The sequence below is a fragment of the Methanoculleus formosensis genome, from assembly GCF_025384765.1.
GTDB lineage: Archaea > Halobacteriota > Methanomicrobia > Methanomicrobiales > Methanoculleaceae > Methanoculleus > Methanoculleus formosensis.
The window spans coordinates 166,382-184,692 of the sequence record NZ_VHLL01000002.1; the positions used below are offsets into that span (position 1 = coordinate 166,382).

16 protein-coding genes, 1 tRNA gene and 1 pseudogene are annotated in these 18,311 nt (G+C 62.6%); 8 read left to right on the forward strand and 10 right to left on the reverse strand.

Annotated elements, in window-relative coordinates:
- Positions 1–40: 40 nt before the first annotated feature.
- Both purC and FKB36_RS04335 read left to right on the forward strand, forming a co-directional pair.
- A complete protein-coding gene (gene purC, locus FKB36_RS04330; protein WP_261596807.1) occupies positions 41–766 on the forward strand; it encodes a phosphoribosylaminoimidazolesuccinocarboxamide synthase in 726 nt (241 codons plus the stop codon).
- A 136-nt stretch (positions 767–902) separates the two neighbouring features.
- A complete protein-coding gene (locus FKB36_RS04335) occupies positions 903–1,181 on the forward strand; it encodes a ferredoxin-thioredoxin reductase catalytic domain-containing protein (RefSeq protein ID WP_261596808.1) in 279 nt (92 codons plus the stop codon).
- 473 nt (positions 1,182–1,654) lie between these two features.
- Here FKB36_RS04335 and FKB36_RS04340 read toward each other — a convergent pair whose 3' ends face one another.
- The 7 genes and pseudogenes from FKB36_RS04340 to ppsA all read right to left on the reverse strand — a co-directional run bounded on the left by FKB36_RS04340 (position 1,655) and on the right by ppsA (position 9,896).
- Positions 1,655–3,304, reverse strand: coding sequence for an ABC1 kinase family protein (locus FKB36_RS04340; protein ID WP_261596809.1), 1,650 nt, complete (start codon positions 3,302–3,304; stop codon positions 1,655–1,657).
- A 43-nt stretch (positions 3,305–3,347) separates the two neighbouring features.
- The gene (locus tag FKB36_RS04345; protein WP_261596810.1) at positions 3,348–4,517 is read right to left on the reverse strand and encodes an MFS transporter; all 1,170 of its coding nucleotides are present in this window, start codon (positions 4,515–4,517) and stop codon (positions 3,348–3,350) included.
- A gap of 4 nt (positions 4,518–4,521) precedes the next feature.
- Entirely contained in the window at positions 4,522–5,133 is a 612-nt protein-coding gene (locus tag FKB36_RS04350; RefSeq protein ID WP_261596812.1) for an METTL5 family protein, read from the reverse strand.
- A complete protein-coding gene (dph2, locus tag FKB36_RS04355) occupies positions 5,130–6,083 on the reverse strand; it encodes a diphthamide biosynthesis enzyme Dph2 (RefSeq protein ID WP_390895691.1) in 954 nt (317 codons plus the stop codon). Before dph2 ends, FKB36_RS04350 begins: the two co-directional genes overlap by 4 nt.
- Positions 6,064–6,525: pseudogene (gene hpt, locus FKB36_RS04360) on the reverse strand (hypoxanthine/guanine phosphoribosyltransferase); the annotation flags it as partial. The gene dph2 and the pseudogene hpt, both read right to left, overlap by 20 nt.
- Entirely contained in the window at positions 6,518–7,615 is a 1,098-nt protein-coding gene (gene mfnA, locus FKB36_RS04365; RefSeq protein WP_261596815.1) for a tyrosine decarboxylase MfnA, read from the reverse strand. The gene mfnA and the pseudogene hpt, both read right to left, overlap by 8 nt.
- Positions 7,608–9,896, reverse strand: a complete 2,289-nt coding sequence (gene ppsA, locus FKB36_RS04370) for a phosphoenolpyruvate synthase (RefSeq protein WP_315901819.1) — start codon at positions 9,894–9,896, stop codon at positions 7,608–7,610. The genes mfnA and ppsA overlap by 8 nt, the downstream gene beginning before the upstream one ends.
- A gap of 94 nt (positions 9,897–9,990) precedes the next feature.
- Here ppsA and serA point away from each other — a divergent pair, with 94 nt between their 5' ends.
- From serA to FKB36_RS04390, 4 genes are all read left to right on the forward strand, one after another.
- Positions 9,991–11,574, forward strand: coding sequence for a phosphoglycerate dehydrogenase (gene serA, locus FKB36_RS04375; protein ID WP_261596816.1), 1,584 nt, complete (start codon positions 9,991–9,993; stop codon positions 11,572–11,574).
- Positions 11,575–11,708: 134 nt separating this feature from the next.
- Positions 11,709–11,782 (forward strand) — tRNA-Val (locus FKB36_RS04380).
- An 839-nt stretch (positions 11,783–12,621) separates the two neighbouring features.
- On the forward strand, positions 12,622–12,750 hold the full coding sequence (locus tag FKB36_RS04385; RefSeq protein WP_261596817.1) for a hypothetical protein: 129 nt from the start codon (positions 12,622–12,624) through the stop codon (positions 12,748–12,750).
- 369 nt (positions 12,751–13,119) lie between these two features.
- Entirely contained in the window at positions 13,120–14,190 is a 1,071-nt protein-coding gene (locus FKB36_RS04390) for a PDDEXK nuclease domain-containing protein (protein WP_261596818.1), read from the forward strand.
- A 57-nt stretch (positions 14,191–14,247) separates the two neighbouring features.
- Here the strand turns inward: FKB36_RS04390 and FKB36_RS04395 are convergent, their stop codons facing one another.
- Positions 14,248–14,430 carry a hypothetical protein gene (locus FKB36_RS04395; RefSeq protein WP_261596819.1) on the reverse strand — a complete coding sequence of 61 codons (183 nt, stop codon included), beginning with the start codon at positions 14,428–14,430 and terminating at the stop codon, positions 14,248–14,250.
- Positions 14,431–15,088: 658 nt separating this feature from the next.
- On the opposite strand from FKB36_RS04395, the gene FKB36_RS13390 reads away from it, so the two are divergent.
- Entirely contained in the window at positions 15,089–15,442 is a 354-nt protein-coding gene (locus tag FKB36_RS13390) for a glycoside hydrolase family 3 N-terminal domain-containing protein (protein WP_390895692.1), read from the forward strand.
- A 9-nt stretch (positions 15,443–15,451) separates the two neighbouring features.
- On the forward strand, positions 15,452–16,300 hold the full coding sequence (locus FKB36_RS13395) for a fibronectin type III-like domain-contianing protein (protein ID WP_390895693.1): 849 nt from the start codon (positions 15,452–15,454) through the stop codon (positions 16,298–16,300).
- Between the two features lie 54 nt (positions 16,301–16,354).
- On the opposite strand, the gene FKB36_RS04410 is transcribed toward FKB36_RS13395, so the two are convergent.
- Together FKB36_RS04410 and FKB36_RS04415 are read right to left on the reverse strand one after the other, a co-directional pair.
- Positions 16,355–16,918: an SRPBCC family protein gene (locus FKB36_RS04410; protein ID WP_261596820.1), complete on the reverse strand. Its 564-nt coding sequence runs from the start codon at positions 16,916–16,918 to the stop codon at positions 16,355–16,357.
- A gap of 165 nt (positions 16,919–17,083) precedes the next feature.
- Positions 17,084–18,202: an acyltransferase gene (locus FKB36_RS04415; RefSeq protein WP_261596821.1), complete on the reverse strand. Its 1,119-nt coding sequence runs from the start codon at positions 18,200–18,202 to the stop codon at positions 17,084–17,086.
- Positions 18,203–18,311 lie beyond the last annotated feature (109 nt).

Sequence of the window (18,311 nt, forward strand, 5' to 3'; positions counted from 1 at the left end):
CATGACAAATCCCGGACAACACCTATCAGGAGATTAGATCATGAAGCAGGCTGACCTCCTCTACACAGGGAAGGCTAAATCCGTCTACCGCACCGACGACCCGGAAGTATACATCATGAAATTCCGGGACGACATCACGGCGTTTGACGGCGAGAAGAAAGACACCCTGGAAGGGAAAGGAAGATATAACGCGGAAGTTTCGACCTTCATCTTCAGGTACCTGGAAGAGCACGGGATCAGGACGCATTACCTCGAGAGCATCGAGCCCGGCGTCATCGCGGTGCGAAACCTCACGATGATCCCGCTCGAGGTGATCGTGAGAAACGTCGCGGCCGGCTCGATCGTGCGCAACTACCCCTTCAGGGAAGGCGCCCCGCTCGATCCACCGGTGATCGTCATCGACTACAAGAGCGACGCCCACCACGACCCGATGTTGAACGACGACCTGATCTACGCTCTCGGCCTCGCCACGCCCGAGGAACTCGACCAGATCAAGGCTCTCGCGCTCGCAATAAACGCCCTCCTCACGGACTACCTCAACCTGCGCGGCATCACCCTGGTCGACTTCAAGATGGAGTTCGGCCGGTACAACGGCGAGATCGTCCTCGGCGACGAGATCAGCATGGACTCGATGCGCCTCTGGGACAAGGAGACCGGGACGTCCCTCGACAAGGACGTCTACCGGTTCGGCAAAGGGGACGTCATGGAGACCTACGCCGGCGTCTCGAAACGGATACTCTCGGCGCCCTGGGGCGAGCCCGCATGAACTGCACCGCCGTCGTCACCATCGGAGCGAAAGAGGAGATGCCCGGCTCAGACGGCGGAGTCAAAATATTTAACTCGCTGATAGCCTATACCGAAGAGTACAGGCGCCGGTAAGTTGTATAATTGGAGTTTTGATCATGAGTGAAGAAGGGATCAAAGAGGCGCGGACCAGGGCAAAGGTATACGCGAAGGAGAAAGGGTTCGTCTTGAACGTCGACGAGAAGCAGCTCGATGCCGTCCTCCGCGGGCTCGCCCGGAACAAGGAGCGGTTCGGGGAGGCATACTGCCCCTGCAGGCTCCGGAGCGGCGACCCCGAGAAGGACCGGATCATCATCTGCCCCTGCGTCTACCACGAGGAAGAGATCGAGGGGCAGGGGCTCTGCCACTGCCGGCTGTTCTTCAAGAAGGGCGAGTAATTTTTGGGGCCAGCAGCCGTACTGCCAAATCCGGCCTGGCGGTGCCTGAGCTCCGAATCGTGACCACTCGCGCCAGCACCGCTCGTACGCGTGATCGTCGGTTGCGCTCCGGTTGTGGCTTGTGTGGTGGCTATCGCCATTGGGGAGGGGGCTCGCGGGGAGGGGGGATCGCCCCCCTCCGGGGCCCTCCCCCGGGTGGCGATATCCAGTGGAAAGCCGTTTCACCCTTTTTGCCCAGAATGCGGCTCAGATGGTAGACGCCCCGGACATAAGGGCTCCAATTAGGGTATACCGAATATTCGGAGGTCTTTTTGGGATGGCCTCGGGCAAGAAATGTCTTCTGTGCCGCACGTCCAGGCATAATTACTGGGGAGGTCATCCCAAAACGCTATTACCGGGAGGGGGACACCCGTCCGGGGACCCTTGCTCATTTCATGCCCCGATTCTACGACCCGTCGCACTCATCCCCCCGTTCACTTCCGGATCCCCCGGCTGTACCTGAGGACGTTGTAGACCGCGTAGAACCCGACGATCACCGCAAAGACGTAGCCCAGCGTTGCGAGCGTCGAGACATACCCGGGCACGGGGACGTCGGCAACCCGGAGCACCAGCGACGAGCCCACGACGATCGCGGCGACAACCACCCCCACGATGATCTTGTCGCTCGTCCGGTCGATGACGCCGACGATCTCGTCGAGGTCGTGACCCTCGAGTTCGAGCGTGATGGTGCCCTCCGAGAGCGTCTTGAGCGTCTCGTTCACGTTCCCGGGGATGGCGATGAGGCTCTCGACCGCACCGACGATCGAGTGCATCGCACCCGTCACGTTATCGGGGGAGAGCCGCTGCGCCGCAGCGATATCGAGGAGGTACGGCCGGATCCTCTGGTCGAAGTTGAACGAGGGCTCGAGCCGGGTGCCGATGTCCATCACCATGACGATCACCTTCATCATGATCATCAGGGTCGACGGCACCCGGATACGGTACCGACGAAGGGTCTCGGTCAGGCCCCGGATCGCCGTCCCGAAGTTCATCTGCTCGATCTTCGTCTCCCGGTAGTCGAGCAGGACCACATAGAGGTCGTCTTTCACCGCATCGAGCACCGCCGGATCGATCCGGACGTCGAGTTTCTTGAGCGCTGAGATCACCCCGGCGACGTCCGTTCCGCTCATGGCGAGGAGAAGGTCCACGAAGACCCGCCGCCGCTCCGGGCGGAGGACGCCGACGATGCCGTAGTCGAGGAAGACGACCTCGCCCTTGCGTGTCACGAGAAGGTTGCCCGGGTGCGGGTCGCCGTGAAAGAAGCCGTCGACGAAGATCTGCTTGACGTAGGCCTCAAACCCTGTCGCGGCGATATCCCCCGGGGAAAGGCCGAGGGCCTGGATCGCCTCGACGTCATCGATCCGTACACCCTCCACGTAGTCCATCGCAAGCATGGCAGGGCCGGAGAGGTCCCAGTGGATGCGGGGGATCCTCACGCACGGCAGGTCGGCGAGGTTCCGCCCGAGGCGCTCCGCGTTCATCCCGTCCTGAGTGAAATCGAGTTCGCGCCGGATCTGGGTCACGAACTCGTCCACCACCCCCTCCGGGTTGTAGACTCGCAGGTCGGGGAAGAGTGCGTTCGCCCGCTTTGCGAGCGACCGCAGGATCGTGATATCGGTCTCGATCAACTCGGCGATCCCCGGGCGCTGCACCTTGAGGGCGAGTATCCGGCCGTCCCGCGTCACGGCGCGGTGCACCTGCGAGAGCGAAGCCGACGCGACCGGTTCCGCCTCGATGATATCGAAGCACTCATCGAGGTTCCTGCAATGCTCTGCGATCACCGGCCGGATATCGGCGTAAGGGACCGGAGCGACCCGGTCCTGGAGTTTCTGCAGTTCCTCGACCATCTCGGGGGGGAGGAGTTCCCGGCGGGTGCTCATGATCTGTCCGAACTTGACGTAGGTGGGCCCCAGTTCCTCGATGGCGAGCCGGATCCGTTCGTAGACCGACTGATCGTCTTTCCGGGTCTTCCCGAACCCCCGCAGCCGTTCTCCGCCGGGGACGAACTCTTCGACGAGGATCCCGAAGCCGTATTTGACCAGCACATCACCTATCTGGCGGTAGCGCTGGAACCGGGTGACCATCGGGGATGAATCCGCACTCCCGATACTTAAGGGATGGGGCGATTCATCCCCGGGTGGGGAGCCGGCCCCGTACGAGGGACTTCCAGGGGTAGGGGACGAGGAGGAAGAGCGGCACGGCGAAGACGATCGCGAGCGGGATCGTGGTGAGGCCGAGCGTGAGCGTCGAGATATCGGCGATCCAGCCGGTTACCGAGACCCCCATTCCGCCGACGCCGACCGCGAGCCCGAGCATCAGCCCGGAGACGAGCCCGACATTTCCCGGGGCTATCTCGTGGGCCATCGCGACGGTGACGGCGAAGGTCGACCAGAGGATGAACCCGAAGATCATCAGCGCGACGAGCGAGACGATGCCCCCCGTGGTGAGGAATACGACGAACGGCGGGATGGCGGTGACAAGCCCCAGGATCGTGTACTCTTTGCGGCCGTAGCGATCGGAGAGAGCGCCGCCGACGACCTGCCCCGCGACCCCGGCGATGAGCATCCCCGAGACCAGGATGTTCGCGGTCACGAGGTCGAACCCCCGCATCGTGAGGATGGTGGGGAGGAAAGCGACCGAGCCGAAGATCGCCCATGCCCGGAGACCGGATGCCGCGACCAGAAGGCCGACCGCCCGGTAGGAGGGGCGGGTAGCCGGGACGACGGGGTCAGGGACGGCGCTGCGGTCGGGGGCGGGGAGGATGCGCCGGAGCACCACCGCCATCACGAGGCCGGGGACGGCGAGCAGGGCGAGGCCCGGGAGGCCCATCAGCCCGACGGCGATCCCTGCGCAGATGGGGCCGATGGCGTAGCCCAGGTTGCCGCCGATGACGAAGTAGGAGGTGATCCTGCCCCGGCTCGCGTCCCGGGTCAGGCGGCTGACGGTGCCGAGTGCGCTCGGGTGGAAGAAGGCGTGCCCGAGCGCCGCGACGGCTACGGACGCGAGGACGAGGTAGTAGTTGTCGAGCAGCCCGACGATGGAGATGAAGACCGCGCTGATGGCGACGCTCGTGCCGATGTGGACGGCAAACCCCCGGGTATCGAAGACCCAGCCGACGAGCGGCTGCACGAACGACGACGTGAGGTTGTAGATCGTGACGATCAGCCCCGCGAGGAAGAACGAGTAGCCCTGCTCCACGATGAGGAGCGGGAGGATTGCCGGGAGGACGGGCGAGTAGAGGTCGGTGACCAGGTGGGCGGCGGAGAGCCCCCAGACTGATCTGGTATTGGAAGTCACGGTATTAGATCCGTCTCAAGTGTATGACTTCTACGGTAATATCCACCCGGTCTTTACGGTGGTGCGCAAACGTCCGCTTCATCGGGAATGCGCACCGGATCACCTCCTCGATCTCCGCCCGGCCTTCGGTGTAGGCGGCGACGAACGGGGTCGAACCTTCGTTGAAGATGCCGTAAACCTCGCCCGCGAGTTCGAGCGCCCGGTCGATGAACGGCCGGTCGGCATGCGCCTTCTGCGCTCCGAACGGCGGGTTCATCACGACTGTGTCGCAGGCGAGACTCCCCCAGTCGACACCGGGGTCGCGGACGTCGGCGACCAGGAACTCGACGGAGACGCCGAGCGTCTCCGCGTTCCGCCGGGCGATCTCGATCGCCGCCGGGTCGATCTCGAGCCCGGTCACGGGAGAGGCGCCGAGGAGTGCCGCGCCGCAGGCGAGGAACCCCGTCCCGCACCCGAGATCAGAGACCGCTCTTCCCTCGATCGCCCCCTGCATCGCGGCATGGTGAAGGAGGCGGGCCGCCACCGGCGCCGGGGTCTGGTACTGCTCGAGCCGGGCGGTCGGCCGCTCGAACCCGGCGAGGCGTTCGAGCCGCATCTCAAGGTGGCGCAGGTTCATGGCGCGAGGTACTCGTCGATGGCATAGTCGTCCCAGTCCCGGGCGCCGCAGAGGATCTCGAACTCCGGCGGGGTCAGCACCGGAACGGGGAACCTGACCTGGTCGTCGTAGGCGAGCCGGGGGCAGGCGGTGTTCACGTAGGCCCCAAACCCGAGGTCGAGCATCTCGGCAGGCGAGACCTCGCGCATCGCGACCAGGAACGCCCGGTCGGAGAGGGCGGCGAGCCTTCGGGCGAGGGCCATCCGCTGCTGCCCGCTCTTGGTGCTGACGAGGATCCCGTAGTTCGCGGCGTCCCGCGCCTTCTCCATCACCGCGGCGCGGCGGCGGACCAGGCGGTCGGCGTCCACCTCCTGCGCCTCGCCGGTGTAGGGGTCGAGCGCGACGACGCGGGCCCGGGTCGCGAGCCGGATCCCGATGGGGTGGAAGACCCCCGTCCCCACGAAGAGGATCTCCTCCGCTCCCGTCGCCCGTGCGGCGGCGAAGTTGCACCCGAGCACCTGCCCGGGGATCGGCGTCCGGCCGTCGCCGGGGGCGACGATCGCCTCGATGCCGCGATCGTGGAGATACGCCGCCATCGCGTCGAGGAGGTGGACGTGCTGGACGGTGGTGACGAGGCCGATCCGGCGGGCGGTCAGAAGAGGAAGGGCCATCTCAAGCACGGTTACGTCAAAGTCGAACCGGACGGGCTCGTAGATGACATTAGATCGCTCATCGACCGGGGCGTGGCCGAAGTGCACCAGGACGTCCGCGTACGCGAGGGTGTCGAGCGCGAGGTCGCAGGCCCCGTAGCAGGGGTCGCCACTGACGATCACCTCGAACCCCTCGCGGCGGAGGGCGGCGGCCGTCCCCGGCGCCTGCCGGGCGAGCCCGGCGGGGAACTGGAGGGCGACCGAGCGTGCCCCGCGTTCGCGGAGCCGCTCGATGAGATCAGAGACAGGTATCAACGACACGCACCTGTGTCTCGGCGCCCGTCATCTCGATCGCACTGATGAGGGCGCGGAGCGTCCCGCCGGTGCTGCAGACGTCGTCGATGATCACGACCCGGTCACCCGGATTGACGCCGTTTAAGTAGAGCTCGCCCTTCGAGTAACCGGTGGCCTGGTGGACCGCGACCTCGCCGGGGAGGCCGTAAGGGCGTTTCCTGACGACCACGAGGGGGATGTCCGTCATCATCGAGAATGCAACGCCGATGTGGATGCCCATAGCCTCGCAGACGACGATCTTGTCGACGTCCGCAAGGTCCAGGCTCCGCACCATGGCGCACCCGATCTCGCGGAGGAGCGCGGGCTCGAGGAGCGGCACCCCGTCGGTGATCGGGTTGATGAAGTAGTTGTACTCTCCCCGCTTCATGACCGGGGAGGTTTCCAGCGAATGAATCAGGCGTTCAAGCATCGATATCACCCATATCTACAAGGAACCGCTCGATGACGTCGCGGGTGACGTGGGGCATGCAGACGGTCCGCATATGCCCGCTCCGGGTCCTCGAGACCCGCCACCCGGGGGGCGTCCGGTCGCAGGAGAACGTCGCCACGTTGACGTCGGGGGAGACGGCTCTCGGGAAGCCGAGCGCCTCCATCCCCTCGATCAGCCTCCGGGTGTTCTCCATGCACCCGGCGACCACCGCCCGCATCCCGTCCATCCCCAGGTACTCGAGGACGGCGACCGCCGCGGCCACCGACGCCCCCGGCCGGGTGCCGGCAAGGGTGCACTCCCGCTTCACCGTCAGGTAGGGGGTGTCGACGTTGAGGCACGCGAACCAGTCCGGGTTGCGCGTAAGAAGGCAGCCCGCCGGGATGGTGCTCATCCCCATCTTGTGGGGGTCAATGGAGATGGAGGAGACGCCCGGGAGCCGGAAGTCGAACGGGATCGGTCGGTCGAGGAACGGGACGACCATCCCGCCGAACGCGGCGTCGACGTGGAGGAAGATATCCCGGTCGAGGGCGATCTCCGAGAGCCGGGCGATGGGGTCGACCATGCCGTACTCCGTCGTCCCGGCGACCCCGACGAGCGCGACTGTATCGTCGTCCACGAGGCAATCGACCGCCTCCGTGTCCATCCGGAACGCGTCGTCGAGCGGCACTGTCCGCATCTCAAGTGACAGGATGTCGCAGGCTTTCGTGAACGAAAAATGGCTCGATGCCGGGACGACGATGTTCGGGGACTTCACCGGCTTTTGTTTCTTTGCGATCCGGAGCGCCTGGATGTTCGACTCGGTTCCCCCGGAGGTCGCGTACCCCCCGGCGTCCGGGTGGTGCATCAGGGCGCCGAGTCTCCGGACAAGGAGATCCTCGAGCGCGGCCGTCCCCGGAAAGAGCCCGGGATCGCCGAGGTTGGTCTCAAGGAACATGGCATGCGCCCGCGCCGCGACCGGGTGCGGCGGCGTGCACATCGAACTCAGGATATTCCGGTAGCCGAGATCCTCCTGCCGCCGGGCGAGGAGGAAGGAGAAGAGATCCTCCTCGGGGCAACCAGTTTCACGCATTTCGTCTCGCCGCATCAAGGAGAATCTGGCGCTCTTTGCGCGCTACGGCCTCGCGGATGCGGGGAACCGCATCGATGTTCGCCGAGACGCTGGAGATACCGTGCTCGACGAGCCACGTGACCATCTCGGGGTCGGAGCCGGCCTGGCCGCATATGGAGCACTCGACGCCGTTCTCCCGGCAGACACCGATCGCGTAGTCGATCAGCCGGAGCACTGCAGGGTGCTTGGGCTGGTACATATCGGCGACGTTCTCGTTGTTCCGGTCGATCGCGAGCGTATACTGGATGAGGTCGTTCGTCCCGAACGAGGCGAACCGGATCCCGGCCTGGATGAACTCCTCGACCATGAGGGCACTGCCCGGGACCTCGATCATGACGCCGAGGGTCGCGTTCTCCACGTCGACGCCCCACTCCTTCATCATCGCCCGGGCCTGGGTGAACTCGTTCGGGTGGTTGACCATGGGGAACATCACGCCGAGGTTGTCGTAGCCCGCCGCCCAGAGCCGCTTGAACGCCTCCACCTGCAGGCGGAACTGCTCAGGGCTCCGGAGGTCGCGGCGGATGCCGCGCCAGCCGAGCATCGGGTTGTGCTCGAACGGTTCTTCCTCTCCGCCTTCCATGTTGCGGAACTCGTCGGTCGGGGCGTCGAGCGTCCTGACCCAGACGGGTTTACCCGGGAAGGCGTCGAGGACGGTCTTGATGCCGCCGTAGAGTTCGGCGATGAACTCCTCCTCAGCGTCGTGCTCGATGTACCAGCCCGGAGTCTTTGCGAGGCCGAGGATAAGGTGCTCGATCCGGAGAAGGCCGACCCCGTCCGCGCCGGTGGCGGCGGCACGCTGTGCGGCCTCGGGCAGGGAGACGTTCACCTTGACGAGGGTGCCGGTGATGACCGGAGTGGCCGCTGCCGCCGCCGGAGCGGCTGCCGGGGCTGCTGCCGCAGGCGCTGCGACCGCACCTTCGTAGATGATGCCCTTCTCGCCGTCGACGGTGACGACCTGACCGTCCCGCAGGAGTTTCGTCGCTTTCTTGGTTCCGACGACCGCGGGCGTCCCGAGTTCACGGCTCACGATCGCCGCGTGGCAGGTCATACCGCCTTCGTCGGTGACGATGGCGCTGACCCGGCGCATCGCCGGCACCATGTCGGGGTTGGTCATCTTCGTGACCATGATGTCGCCGTCCTTGACGGCGCTCGTGTCTTTGACGTCGCGCACGATGACGACCCGGCCGCTCACGACGCCGGGGGAAGCCCCCTGGCCTTCGACCAGCACCACGCCGAGAGAGCTTTTCTGCTGCTCTGCAGACCCGCCGTGGGGGATCTCAGGGCGCTTTATCGTCGTTATCGGCCGGGACTGGAGGATGAAGAAGACATCGCCGACGATCGCCCACTCGACATCCTGCGGGATGCCGTAGTGGTCTTCGGCGATCTTGCCGAGCGTGGCGAGGCGCGCCACCTCCGCGTCAGAGAGAACCGGCGCGGTGCGCTGTTTCGCAGAGAGGGTGACGGTCTTCGTCCCGCGCTTGCCCTCGGGAACGATCATGATCTCCTTTTCGGCGATCAGGCGGTCGACGACCCGTTCGGAGCGCAGGTCAAAGACATAGTTGTCGGGAGAGACGCTCCCCGAGACGACGGCCTCCCCGAGACCCCAGGATCCCTCGACGATCGTCAGGGGCTCGCCGGTGACGGGGTGGGAGGTGAACATGACGCCGGACTTCTCCGAGCGGATGAGTTCCTGGACGACGACGGCGATGTTCACGCTCCGGTCGTCGAACCCCTGCTTCGAGCGGTAGTAGATGGCGCGCGCGCCATACAGCGAGGCCCAGCATTGCTGGACTGCTTCGAGGAGGTCGGTCTCCCCAAGAATATTGAGGAAGGTATCCTGCTGGCCGGCGAAACTGGCATCCGGTAGATCCTCGGCGGTAGCACTCGAACGGACGGCGACGACCGTTCCATCCTCACCCATCCGGTCGTATGCCGCGACGATCTCCTCGCGGATCTGATCGGGCATCTCGACGCTGAGGACGAGGCCCTGCACATCCTTCGAGACCGATTCGAGCGCTCCGTTGTCGTCTACGTCCAGACGCTCCAGCCTGCGGAAGAGTTCCTCTTCGATCCCGGTTTCAATAAGAAACTTTCGGAATGCCTGGGCGGTCACCACAAACGCCTTCGGCACAGGAAGGCCGATGGCCGTCATCTCGCCCAGTGAGGCTCCCTTTCCACCTACAGAATTGATATCTTCCTTTTTTATTTCTTCGAGCCACAGAACGTTGGGCATTTCCTTCATGCTCGCACCACACATATACTTCTCACCATTACATAAAAGATTTCGGAGGAAAAAGCATCAATACATATGATGTTGAAATAGTATGGGTTGAACCGTGAAATATAGAGTGCTGGTCAGCGACCCGCTGGCAGAGGAAGGGATTGAGATCCTGAAGGAGTTTGCCGATGTGGATGTCAACACCGGGCTGACCGAGGATCAACTTGTTGCGAGTATCGGGAACTACGATGCCCTGCTGGTGCGCTCGGGGACCGAGGTGACGGCGCGGGTCATAGATGCGGGGGAGAGACTCAAGTTCATCGGCCGTGCCGGCGCCGGGGTCGACAATATCGATACGGAAGCCGCAACGCGCCGGGGCATCATCGTTGCGAACGCTCCCGAGGGAAACACCCTCGCGGCGACGGAGCACACGATGGCGATGATGCTCTCGCTCGCGCGCAATATCCCCCAGGCGACCGCATCCTTGAAGAAAGGCGAGTGGAAGCGCTCGAAGTTCATGGGCGTGGAACTGAACGACAAGGTCCTCGGCATCATGGGATTCGGACGTATCGGGCGCGAAGTGGCAAAACGGGCACAGGCACTGGAGATGAAGATCATCGCCTACGACCCGTTCATCACGCAGGAGAGGGCGGCGAGCCTCGGCGTGGAGATGGTGCCGCTCGACGAACTCTTCCGGAGGGCGGACGTTATCACCGTCCACACCCCGCTGATCAAGGAGACGCGCCACGTCATCAACGCGAAGACAATCGCGACGATGAAGGACGGCGTCCGGCTGATCAACTGCGCCCGCGGCGGGATTATCGACGAAGCGGCCCTCGCGGACGCGATCACGAGTGGCAAGGTCGCCGGCGCGGCGCTCGACGTCTTCGAGAGCGAACCGCCGACGGACTCGCCGGTCATCGGCCTCGATAAGGTGATCATCACCCCGCACCTCGGCGCAAGCACGGTCGAGGCGCAGCAGAACGTCGCGATATCGGTCGCGAACCAGTGCATCAGCGTCCTTTCAGGCGGCGCGGCGAAGTACGTGGTGAACGCGCCGATGATCCCGGCGGAGCAGCAGGCGCTGGTCGAGCCCTACGCGGTGCTCGCGCAGAAGATGGGGAGCCTCCTCATCCAGCTCACCGACGGAAGACTCGAGTCGATCAAGGTCACCTACGGCGGCGAGGCCGCAGCGCTCCCGAACACGAAGTTCATCACCCGCATCATCTTAAAGGGCATGCTCGACCCGATCCTGCAGGCGCCTGTCAATATCGTGAACGCGGAGTTCGTCGCGAAGGAGCGCGGCATCCGGCTGAGCGAGACGACGACCGAGGAGGCGCACGGGTTCAGGAACATCATCAGCATCACCGCGAAGACCGATAAGATGACCGAGTCAGTGAGTGGGAGCGTCTCGGCCCCGGACCACGCGCGGATCGTGAGCATCGGCGGCTATATGACCGACCTGACCCCGACCGGCCACGTGGTCATCTCCCGCCACACCGACAAGCCGGGCGTCATCGGCAAGGCCGCGACGATCCTCGGCCGGGTGAACGTGAACATCGCGGGGATGCAGGTCGGCCGTCACAAGCCCGGCGAGGAGGCCCTGATGGTCCTCACCGTCGATTCTGCGGTGCCGGCCGAGGCGATGGACGAGATCAAGAAGATCGACGGTATCCACACGGTCAAGCACGCCGAGATCTGATCGACCGGATCATCACCCCCTTTTTGCACCGCGTGCCGACCCCCGATGCGGCGGAGTCGGGACGGGGCAGATTCTGGTGGGTGACAATAATTTTATACCCGGAGAACCAACCTTATGGATCGTCGGGCAGACACGGGCTCGTGGTCTAGCTGGTTATGACGTCGCCTTGACATGGCGGAGGTCCTGAGTTCGAATCTCAGCGAGCCCATCACCGTTTTTCCTAAAATACTATTCTTACAAGGTTATTCCCAGAGATGTTACTCAAGACGATACTATCTATATGAACCGAGAGATGTCTCCCATACCTTCGTACAAATAATCATACACTTCCTGCAAGACGATAATATAAACCGGGGGCTTTTGCGCTTCTTTTTCAATTTACGCACCACTTTTATCATCACCACCTCCCCCTCAAGTGATGTCCAGATACTCGCGCCGGAGTCCGGACACTTCGATCTGTTGGCGATGCGTGGTAAGAGTTATAATAAGATTGGTAGTTGGCATGACCACAGTTGGGACCGCTGCCTCGATACTCTTTCATGATGTCGCATAGCGTGGCGACCTTTCAGTAACCCTACGGCGTGGCGTGCTTTCATGGAGCACAGCAGGCGACACGCATGTACGTGTATGAGCAAAACATATCTCAGGGACTGATTCGCACGGGATGTGGCAACGTGTTTAAGAAGGTATTGGGACGACTCAAACATCTGGTTCAAGCATTTAGTGCATTCATTCCAACATCTTAACGTTATACCCCAGTTGCGAGGACTGTCAAAACGAAAAGTATTTAATCATATCACAATATTTTAGGACATGGAAGTTATCGATATAAACTTTAGGACAGGATTATATCCAGAATGCTTTCGGTTGTCAAATAATAGAGTATTGAAAGTCCGAAGAAATTGCAAGTATTTCAAGATTGGAATAACGCATAATTATAATGAACGGAAAGATGGGTACCTAGACTCTCTTGCACTGGGCCGAGAATTTCCATACGATCGTATGGAAATTCTTTATCGAACAGGATCTCTACCCTTATGCAAAAAAATGGAGATCGAGCTTATAAAAAAATTCAGAGATGGCGGGGTTAAATGTAAAAACGTTAGGGATGGGGGGGAGGGAAAAATTGACAAGTATCCTGCGCCTTACTATGCCTATGTTGTTTGGAAAGACTAAGTTTAAGTTCCTCAACTATAGGAGATATCAATGAGATTAGGAATATTGTCCTTCTCCAGACATATGGATGATAATTAGTGTATTTATGATACGTATTCGTAGGATTACTGATCTCGTAAATAATGAAGGTGAGATTGTCCCAAAAGACCTTTGCCGGGCTTCGAATCTGCCCCAGATTAATGTCGGCAAGATGCAGGAAAGCCAAAGGATGAAATCATCGGAGCAGTTCGTCCGGGTACTGAAACAGGTCTGCCAACGCCGCACCGAGTAAAAGTAACAGGCAGCGAAGGTGTCCAGAATCCCTTAACCCCGAGAATCTAGATATTTACAGAGCACAAAGGGCACAGCCAAGCTGCCAGAGAAAAAGCAATGACGCATGATGAACGGAATACTGAGAAAACGGCACTGGTCACACCGTCTGTTCTTTTAAACGATCTCCGCAGCATCATCGAGGAGACCCGGCAGGGAGTCGCTGCTACAGTCAACGCTGCCCTGACCCTGCTATACTGGCGTGTTGGCAAGCGGATCAACGAAGAGATACTCCAGGGTGGACGGGCGGAATATGGAGAACAGATTCTTGCCACAGTGTCGCAAGAACTGATGCACGACTACGGCAGGGGTTTCAGTTATTCCGCGCTCACACGGATGGTGAAATTCAGTCAGGCGTTTCCGGACCCGAGGATTGTTGCCACGCTGTCGCAAACATTGAGTTGGTCGCATTTTCGGGAACTTCTCCCCCTTGAAAAGCCACTTCAGCGTGATTTCTATGCAGAGATGTGCCGCATTGAACGCTGGAGTGTCCGTACTCTGAGACAGAAGATTGCCTCCATGCTGTATGAGCGCACCGCTCTCTCAAGGAAGCCGGAGGAACTGGCTCGCGTTGAACTTGATGCACTCCGGAACGAGAATAAGCTCACCCCGGATCTGGTCTTCCATGACCCATACTTCCTCGATTTTCTGGGGCTTACCGGGGCATTTCAGGAAAAAGACCTAGAAACTGCCATTTTGCGTGAGATGGAGGCCTTCATACTGGAACTGGGTGTGGGATTTACCTTCGTCGCCCGTCAGAAGCGGATTACAATGGACGGGGATGACTTCTATATCGATCTGCTTTTCTTCCATCGTCGCCTGCGCCGTCTGGTTGCAGTTGAACTCAAACTGGACAAGTTCCGTCCTGAACACAAAGGACAGATGGAGCTGTATTTACGCTGGCTGGATAAATACGAACGCCAGCCGGGGGAGGACTCGCCTATCGGCATAATTCTCTGCGCAGGCAAAAAACAGGAGCAGATCGAACTGCTGGAACTTGGGAATTCCGGCATCCATGTTGCCGAATATCTTGTGGAACTGCCATCCAGGGAACTCCTGCGAAATAAACTGCACCGGGCAATTACGCTCGCACGGGAACGTCTCGGGGATGAGAATACGGCTGCCTCATGATGCCGTGTTGCACAATAAGCCCCGCAGTTTCCTTATCAGTGTCTGCTGCGCTCTCGCTCAGGCCACCGTAGCCATCGGCATATTGCAGCCGCTCACTTTCATCCGGAGCTCGCGAAACATCTCTACCCGGGACGTCGCCTGCACCCTTGCACCGAAGGTCCTTTCGAGGGCGGAGAAGAGGGCGCGTGGAGAGAAGCGCAGACCGGCACGGACCCACTGCCCGGCGAGCCCGGTTCGCACGGGTGGGGCCCCCATCCAGGCCTCGCAGGAAGGCAGAAGCGCACATTCGCTGGTGAAACGAAAGGAAAGCCGGCGATCGAGCCTTCGCGGAGCCCTCCGCCCCACGTGAGCGGGTGTACGGGGTTGTAGGCCCGGTCCTCGAACGGATGGCGGGGCTCAGACAGGCTGCTTCATCGACAATACCAGCGGCATCGCCAGGCTGTCCCGCCAGCAGGCCGGGTCTGCGGGGTTAACGGTGTCCGGAACGCCCGACGCTCATCAACCGGGACTGCCGGTTCTTTGGATCCGGAGACCGACCGGGGCATCCCTGCTCGCCCAACGTCCGGACGTCATCATCGCTGGATCCATGTCGAGGGCAAAGGCTTCGACCTCGTCGACCTCTCGGTGCCCGGGGCTAGGATGCCAGCACCGAGGTCGTGGTGCCGGAGACCAGCAACCCGGGTGCGATGCCGTGGCCGATAAGGTAAAGGCGTTGGGGAGGTCTACCAAGGATCTGGTATTCATGGGCGATACGCTTTTATCCGCGGGGCTGTTCGGGAGGTGACCGATCCCGGCAGGAGAGGATAATACGGTACAAAAGGTTATGACACCGGAAAAATCGGCAGAAGAAGCCGCCTCGCTCACCCCGATGCAGCGCGCGGATGAACTGCTCCGCTAGATGACCATCGAGGAGAAGGCGATGCAGCTCTCCGCCGTCATGCCCATGGGTCTGCTCGGCACCGGGGGCCCCATCCACAGCATGCTCGACGCCCGGCTGAAGCACGGCATCGGGCAGATCAGCGGGCTGGGCCTCTTCGGCCACAAGACGCCCGAGACGGTCGCGAAGACGGTCAACGCCATCCAGCGCTACCTGGTCACCGAGACCCGCCTCAAGATTCCGGCAATCTTCCATAACGAGGCACTGAACGGCGTGGCCTCGGCCAACTTCACCCACTTCCCCACCGCGATCGGGCTCGCGGCGACGTGGGACCTCGGAGCCGTCGAGGAGATGGCGGACCTTGTGCGCCGCTAGATGCGGTCGGTGGGCCTGCTCCAGGCACTCTCGCCCGTCATGGACGTCGCCCGCGACGCCCGGCCGGGGACGGGTCCACGAGACCTTCGGGGAGGGCCCCTACCTGGTCACCGCCATGAGCGTCGCGTTCACACGGAGGATGCAGGGGACGACCTGCGCGAGGGGGTGCTGGCGACCGCGAAGCACTTCCTCGGCTACGCGGTGACCGAAGCCGGCCAGAATATGGCTGCGACCGCTATCGGCGGCACGCGCGAGTTCTATGACGTCTACGCCCGTCTGTTCGAGGCTGCCATCCGGCTCGCCGGGCAGGTCCCGGTCCACCACGGCCAGAAGACCGGCAGCGGCTACCGGCGGACTGCCATCGACATCCACAAAGGCTACATCGACATGCCGTCGACGCCGCTCTTCGCCTTCGGCCACGGTCTCAGTTACACGACCTTCGACTACGGCCCGCTGCAGCTGGAGAGCGAGACCGTCGATGCGGGCGGCGAACTCCGGGTCTCGCTCACCGTCACCAACACGGGGAGCCGGCGCGGGACCGAGGTCGTGCAACTCTACGCCGCCGACACGGCCACCGGCGTGACCCTCCCCGCGCAGCAGCTCATCGGGTTCGCCCGGCTCGACCTGGAGCGCGGCGTGTCGAGGACCGTTGCGTTCACGGTGCCGATGAGCGTGCTCGGCTACACGGGGCTCTCCGGCGAGTTCGTCATCGAGCCCGGTCCGGTGGAGGTGAGCGCGGGCAGCAGTTCGAGCGACATCCGGTCCAGCGCCGGGTTCACCGTCACCGGGGAGACTCGCTCCATCCGCGGTGAGGACCGCGCGTTCCTCTCCGTTGCGACAGTCAGCCCGCCGGGGTGACCGGGAGCCGGGCTCATGAACGGGAGGGCGGGACTCTCCCCACCCCCGACGACCCTACTTCTGCAGCCGCTCCAGGAGTTCGTCCAGCCGTGAGTAGGAGTCTTTCATACCTTCTTCCATATCGGACCCCATCATCCCGTCGCGGTCCTCCACCGAGAGGAAGACCGACCGGCCGGTGAACCGTGTCCGGTTGCCGGGCAGTTCCTCGAACTTCGCCTCCTCGAGAATGACATGCCCGGACTCCGGGAGCCCCTCGTACTCGAAGGTCTGGATGATCCGCTCAGGAGGAGTCAGGTCGTGGTTCACCCCATGGAATCCGTACTCGTTCCCCTCCTCATCCGTCTGAACATACCGCCAGCGACCCCCGTTCCGCGCCTCGAACGTCTCTATCCTCGTAGAAAGACCTCGCGGCCCGATCCACCGCTTATAGAGTTCCGGGTCGGTGTGGGCCCGAAAGACCAGGTCTCGCGGAGCGTCGAACTCCCGGACGACGACCATCTCCTGCTTTCCGGGCTCTGCCGTGATCCGGGTGGGGTTCTTCTCTGCCGGGGCCTGCCCACCCTCAATCGTGCCGCGGCCGGCGGCCGGCTCTTTGCTCTTCTGGAGTTCCTGTGCCATTCTGTCCATCTCCTTTCGCATCCCCCCGGGACCCCCATCATTGTTATAGATTATCGGCCGTGCTGCGGAACACCACCGTGAGCGGTCGAGAACGATCGGGAGAATCCGTCCCGGGCGAGACTGTACAGCGAACCCGAACGGTGTCGGATTAACGGCAGAACTCCTTCACTGCAGCGGCCCTCGCCGCACCCGCGGTTCCCCGAGCAGCCACCCGGCGTACGGCACCACCGATAGCCCCCGCACCGCCGCGTAACTCCCGAGCACCGCCGCGATAAAGACCACCGGGTAGGTCGGCCAGTCCGCCCACGAGAGCCCGGTGAGAGAGAACCAGAGGGTCGCGGCGGCGGCGATGACGAGCGGGTGGACGAGGAAGATCCCGTAGGAGTGCTCCCCGAACGACCGGGTGGCGCCCGCTCCCCTCCAACCCGCTCCATCCAGCCGCCAGGCCGCGAGGACGAGGACGGCGATGACCGGGACGTAGTAGAGCGGCTCCAGGACCCGGTAGATGCAGAAGACCGCGAGCGTCGTGCCCGTGAGGCTCCCGTAATGGATCACGCTCGCAACCCAGACGCCGCCGAGGAGGAGAGCGCCCGCACCGGCCGCGACGAGAACCCACCCCGGCGGGACCGACCGGAACGCCGAGCGGCAGTCATCGGTATGCCGGGCGACGTGGATACCGAGGACGAAGTAGAGAAGGTGCGATGGAAAGAGGCGGATCAGGACGGTATACCACTCAGGGCCCAGATACGCCCCCGCAAGGTGGGCGCCGGCGTTCCAGAGGATCTGGATGAGGAAGAGCGAGAAGAGGAGGAAGAGTGCCGTCCCGGCCCGGTCAAAGAGGTCGTAGCCCCGGACGATCAGCGGGAAGAGGAGGTAGAGCTGGATGATCAGCGCGAAGAACCAGAGGTGGTAGGCCGCGGTTCCGAGGAGAAGGGCTTCCGCCACCCTCGCGAGAGAAGGCACCCCGGCAAACCCGATCGTCCCCTCCACGCGCACAACGAGGTAGAAGGCGGTGAAGAAGAGGTAGGGCGGGAGGATCGTCCGCGCCCGCCGGCGGTAGAACTCACCCGGGGAGCGATCGCCCCTATACCGCGCCGCGAGCACCCAGCCGGATACGAAGATGAAGACCGGGACCGCGAAGTGGGCGGCGATATAGATGAAGAGATCGAGGAGGGCGAGCAGGTTCACGGCGGGGATCCGGGTATAGTTCATCGAGACGTGAACGGCGATCACGGCGAGGGCGGCAAACCCCCGCATGTACTCGACCTCCCGGAACCAGACCACCGCAGCCACACCTCGCTCTTACCCGCAGGACTCTGTACCATGGCAGGCCGGGCATATAACTCTCCACCCGGGGGGCGGGTCAGGCACTAATAATACAGGAAGAGACCAT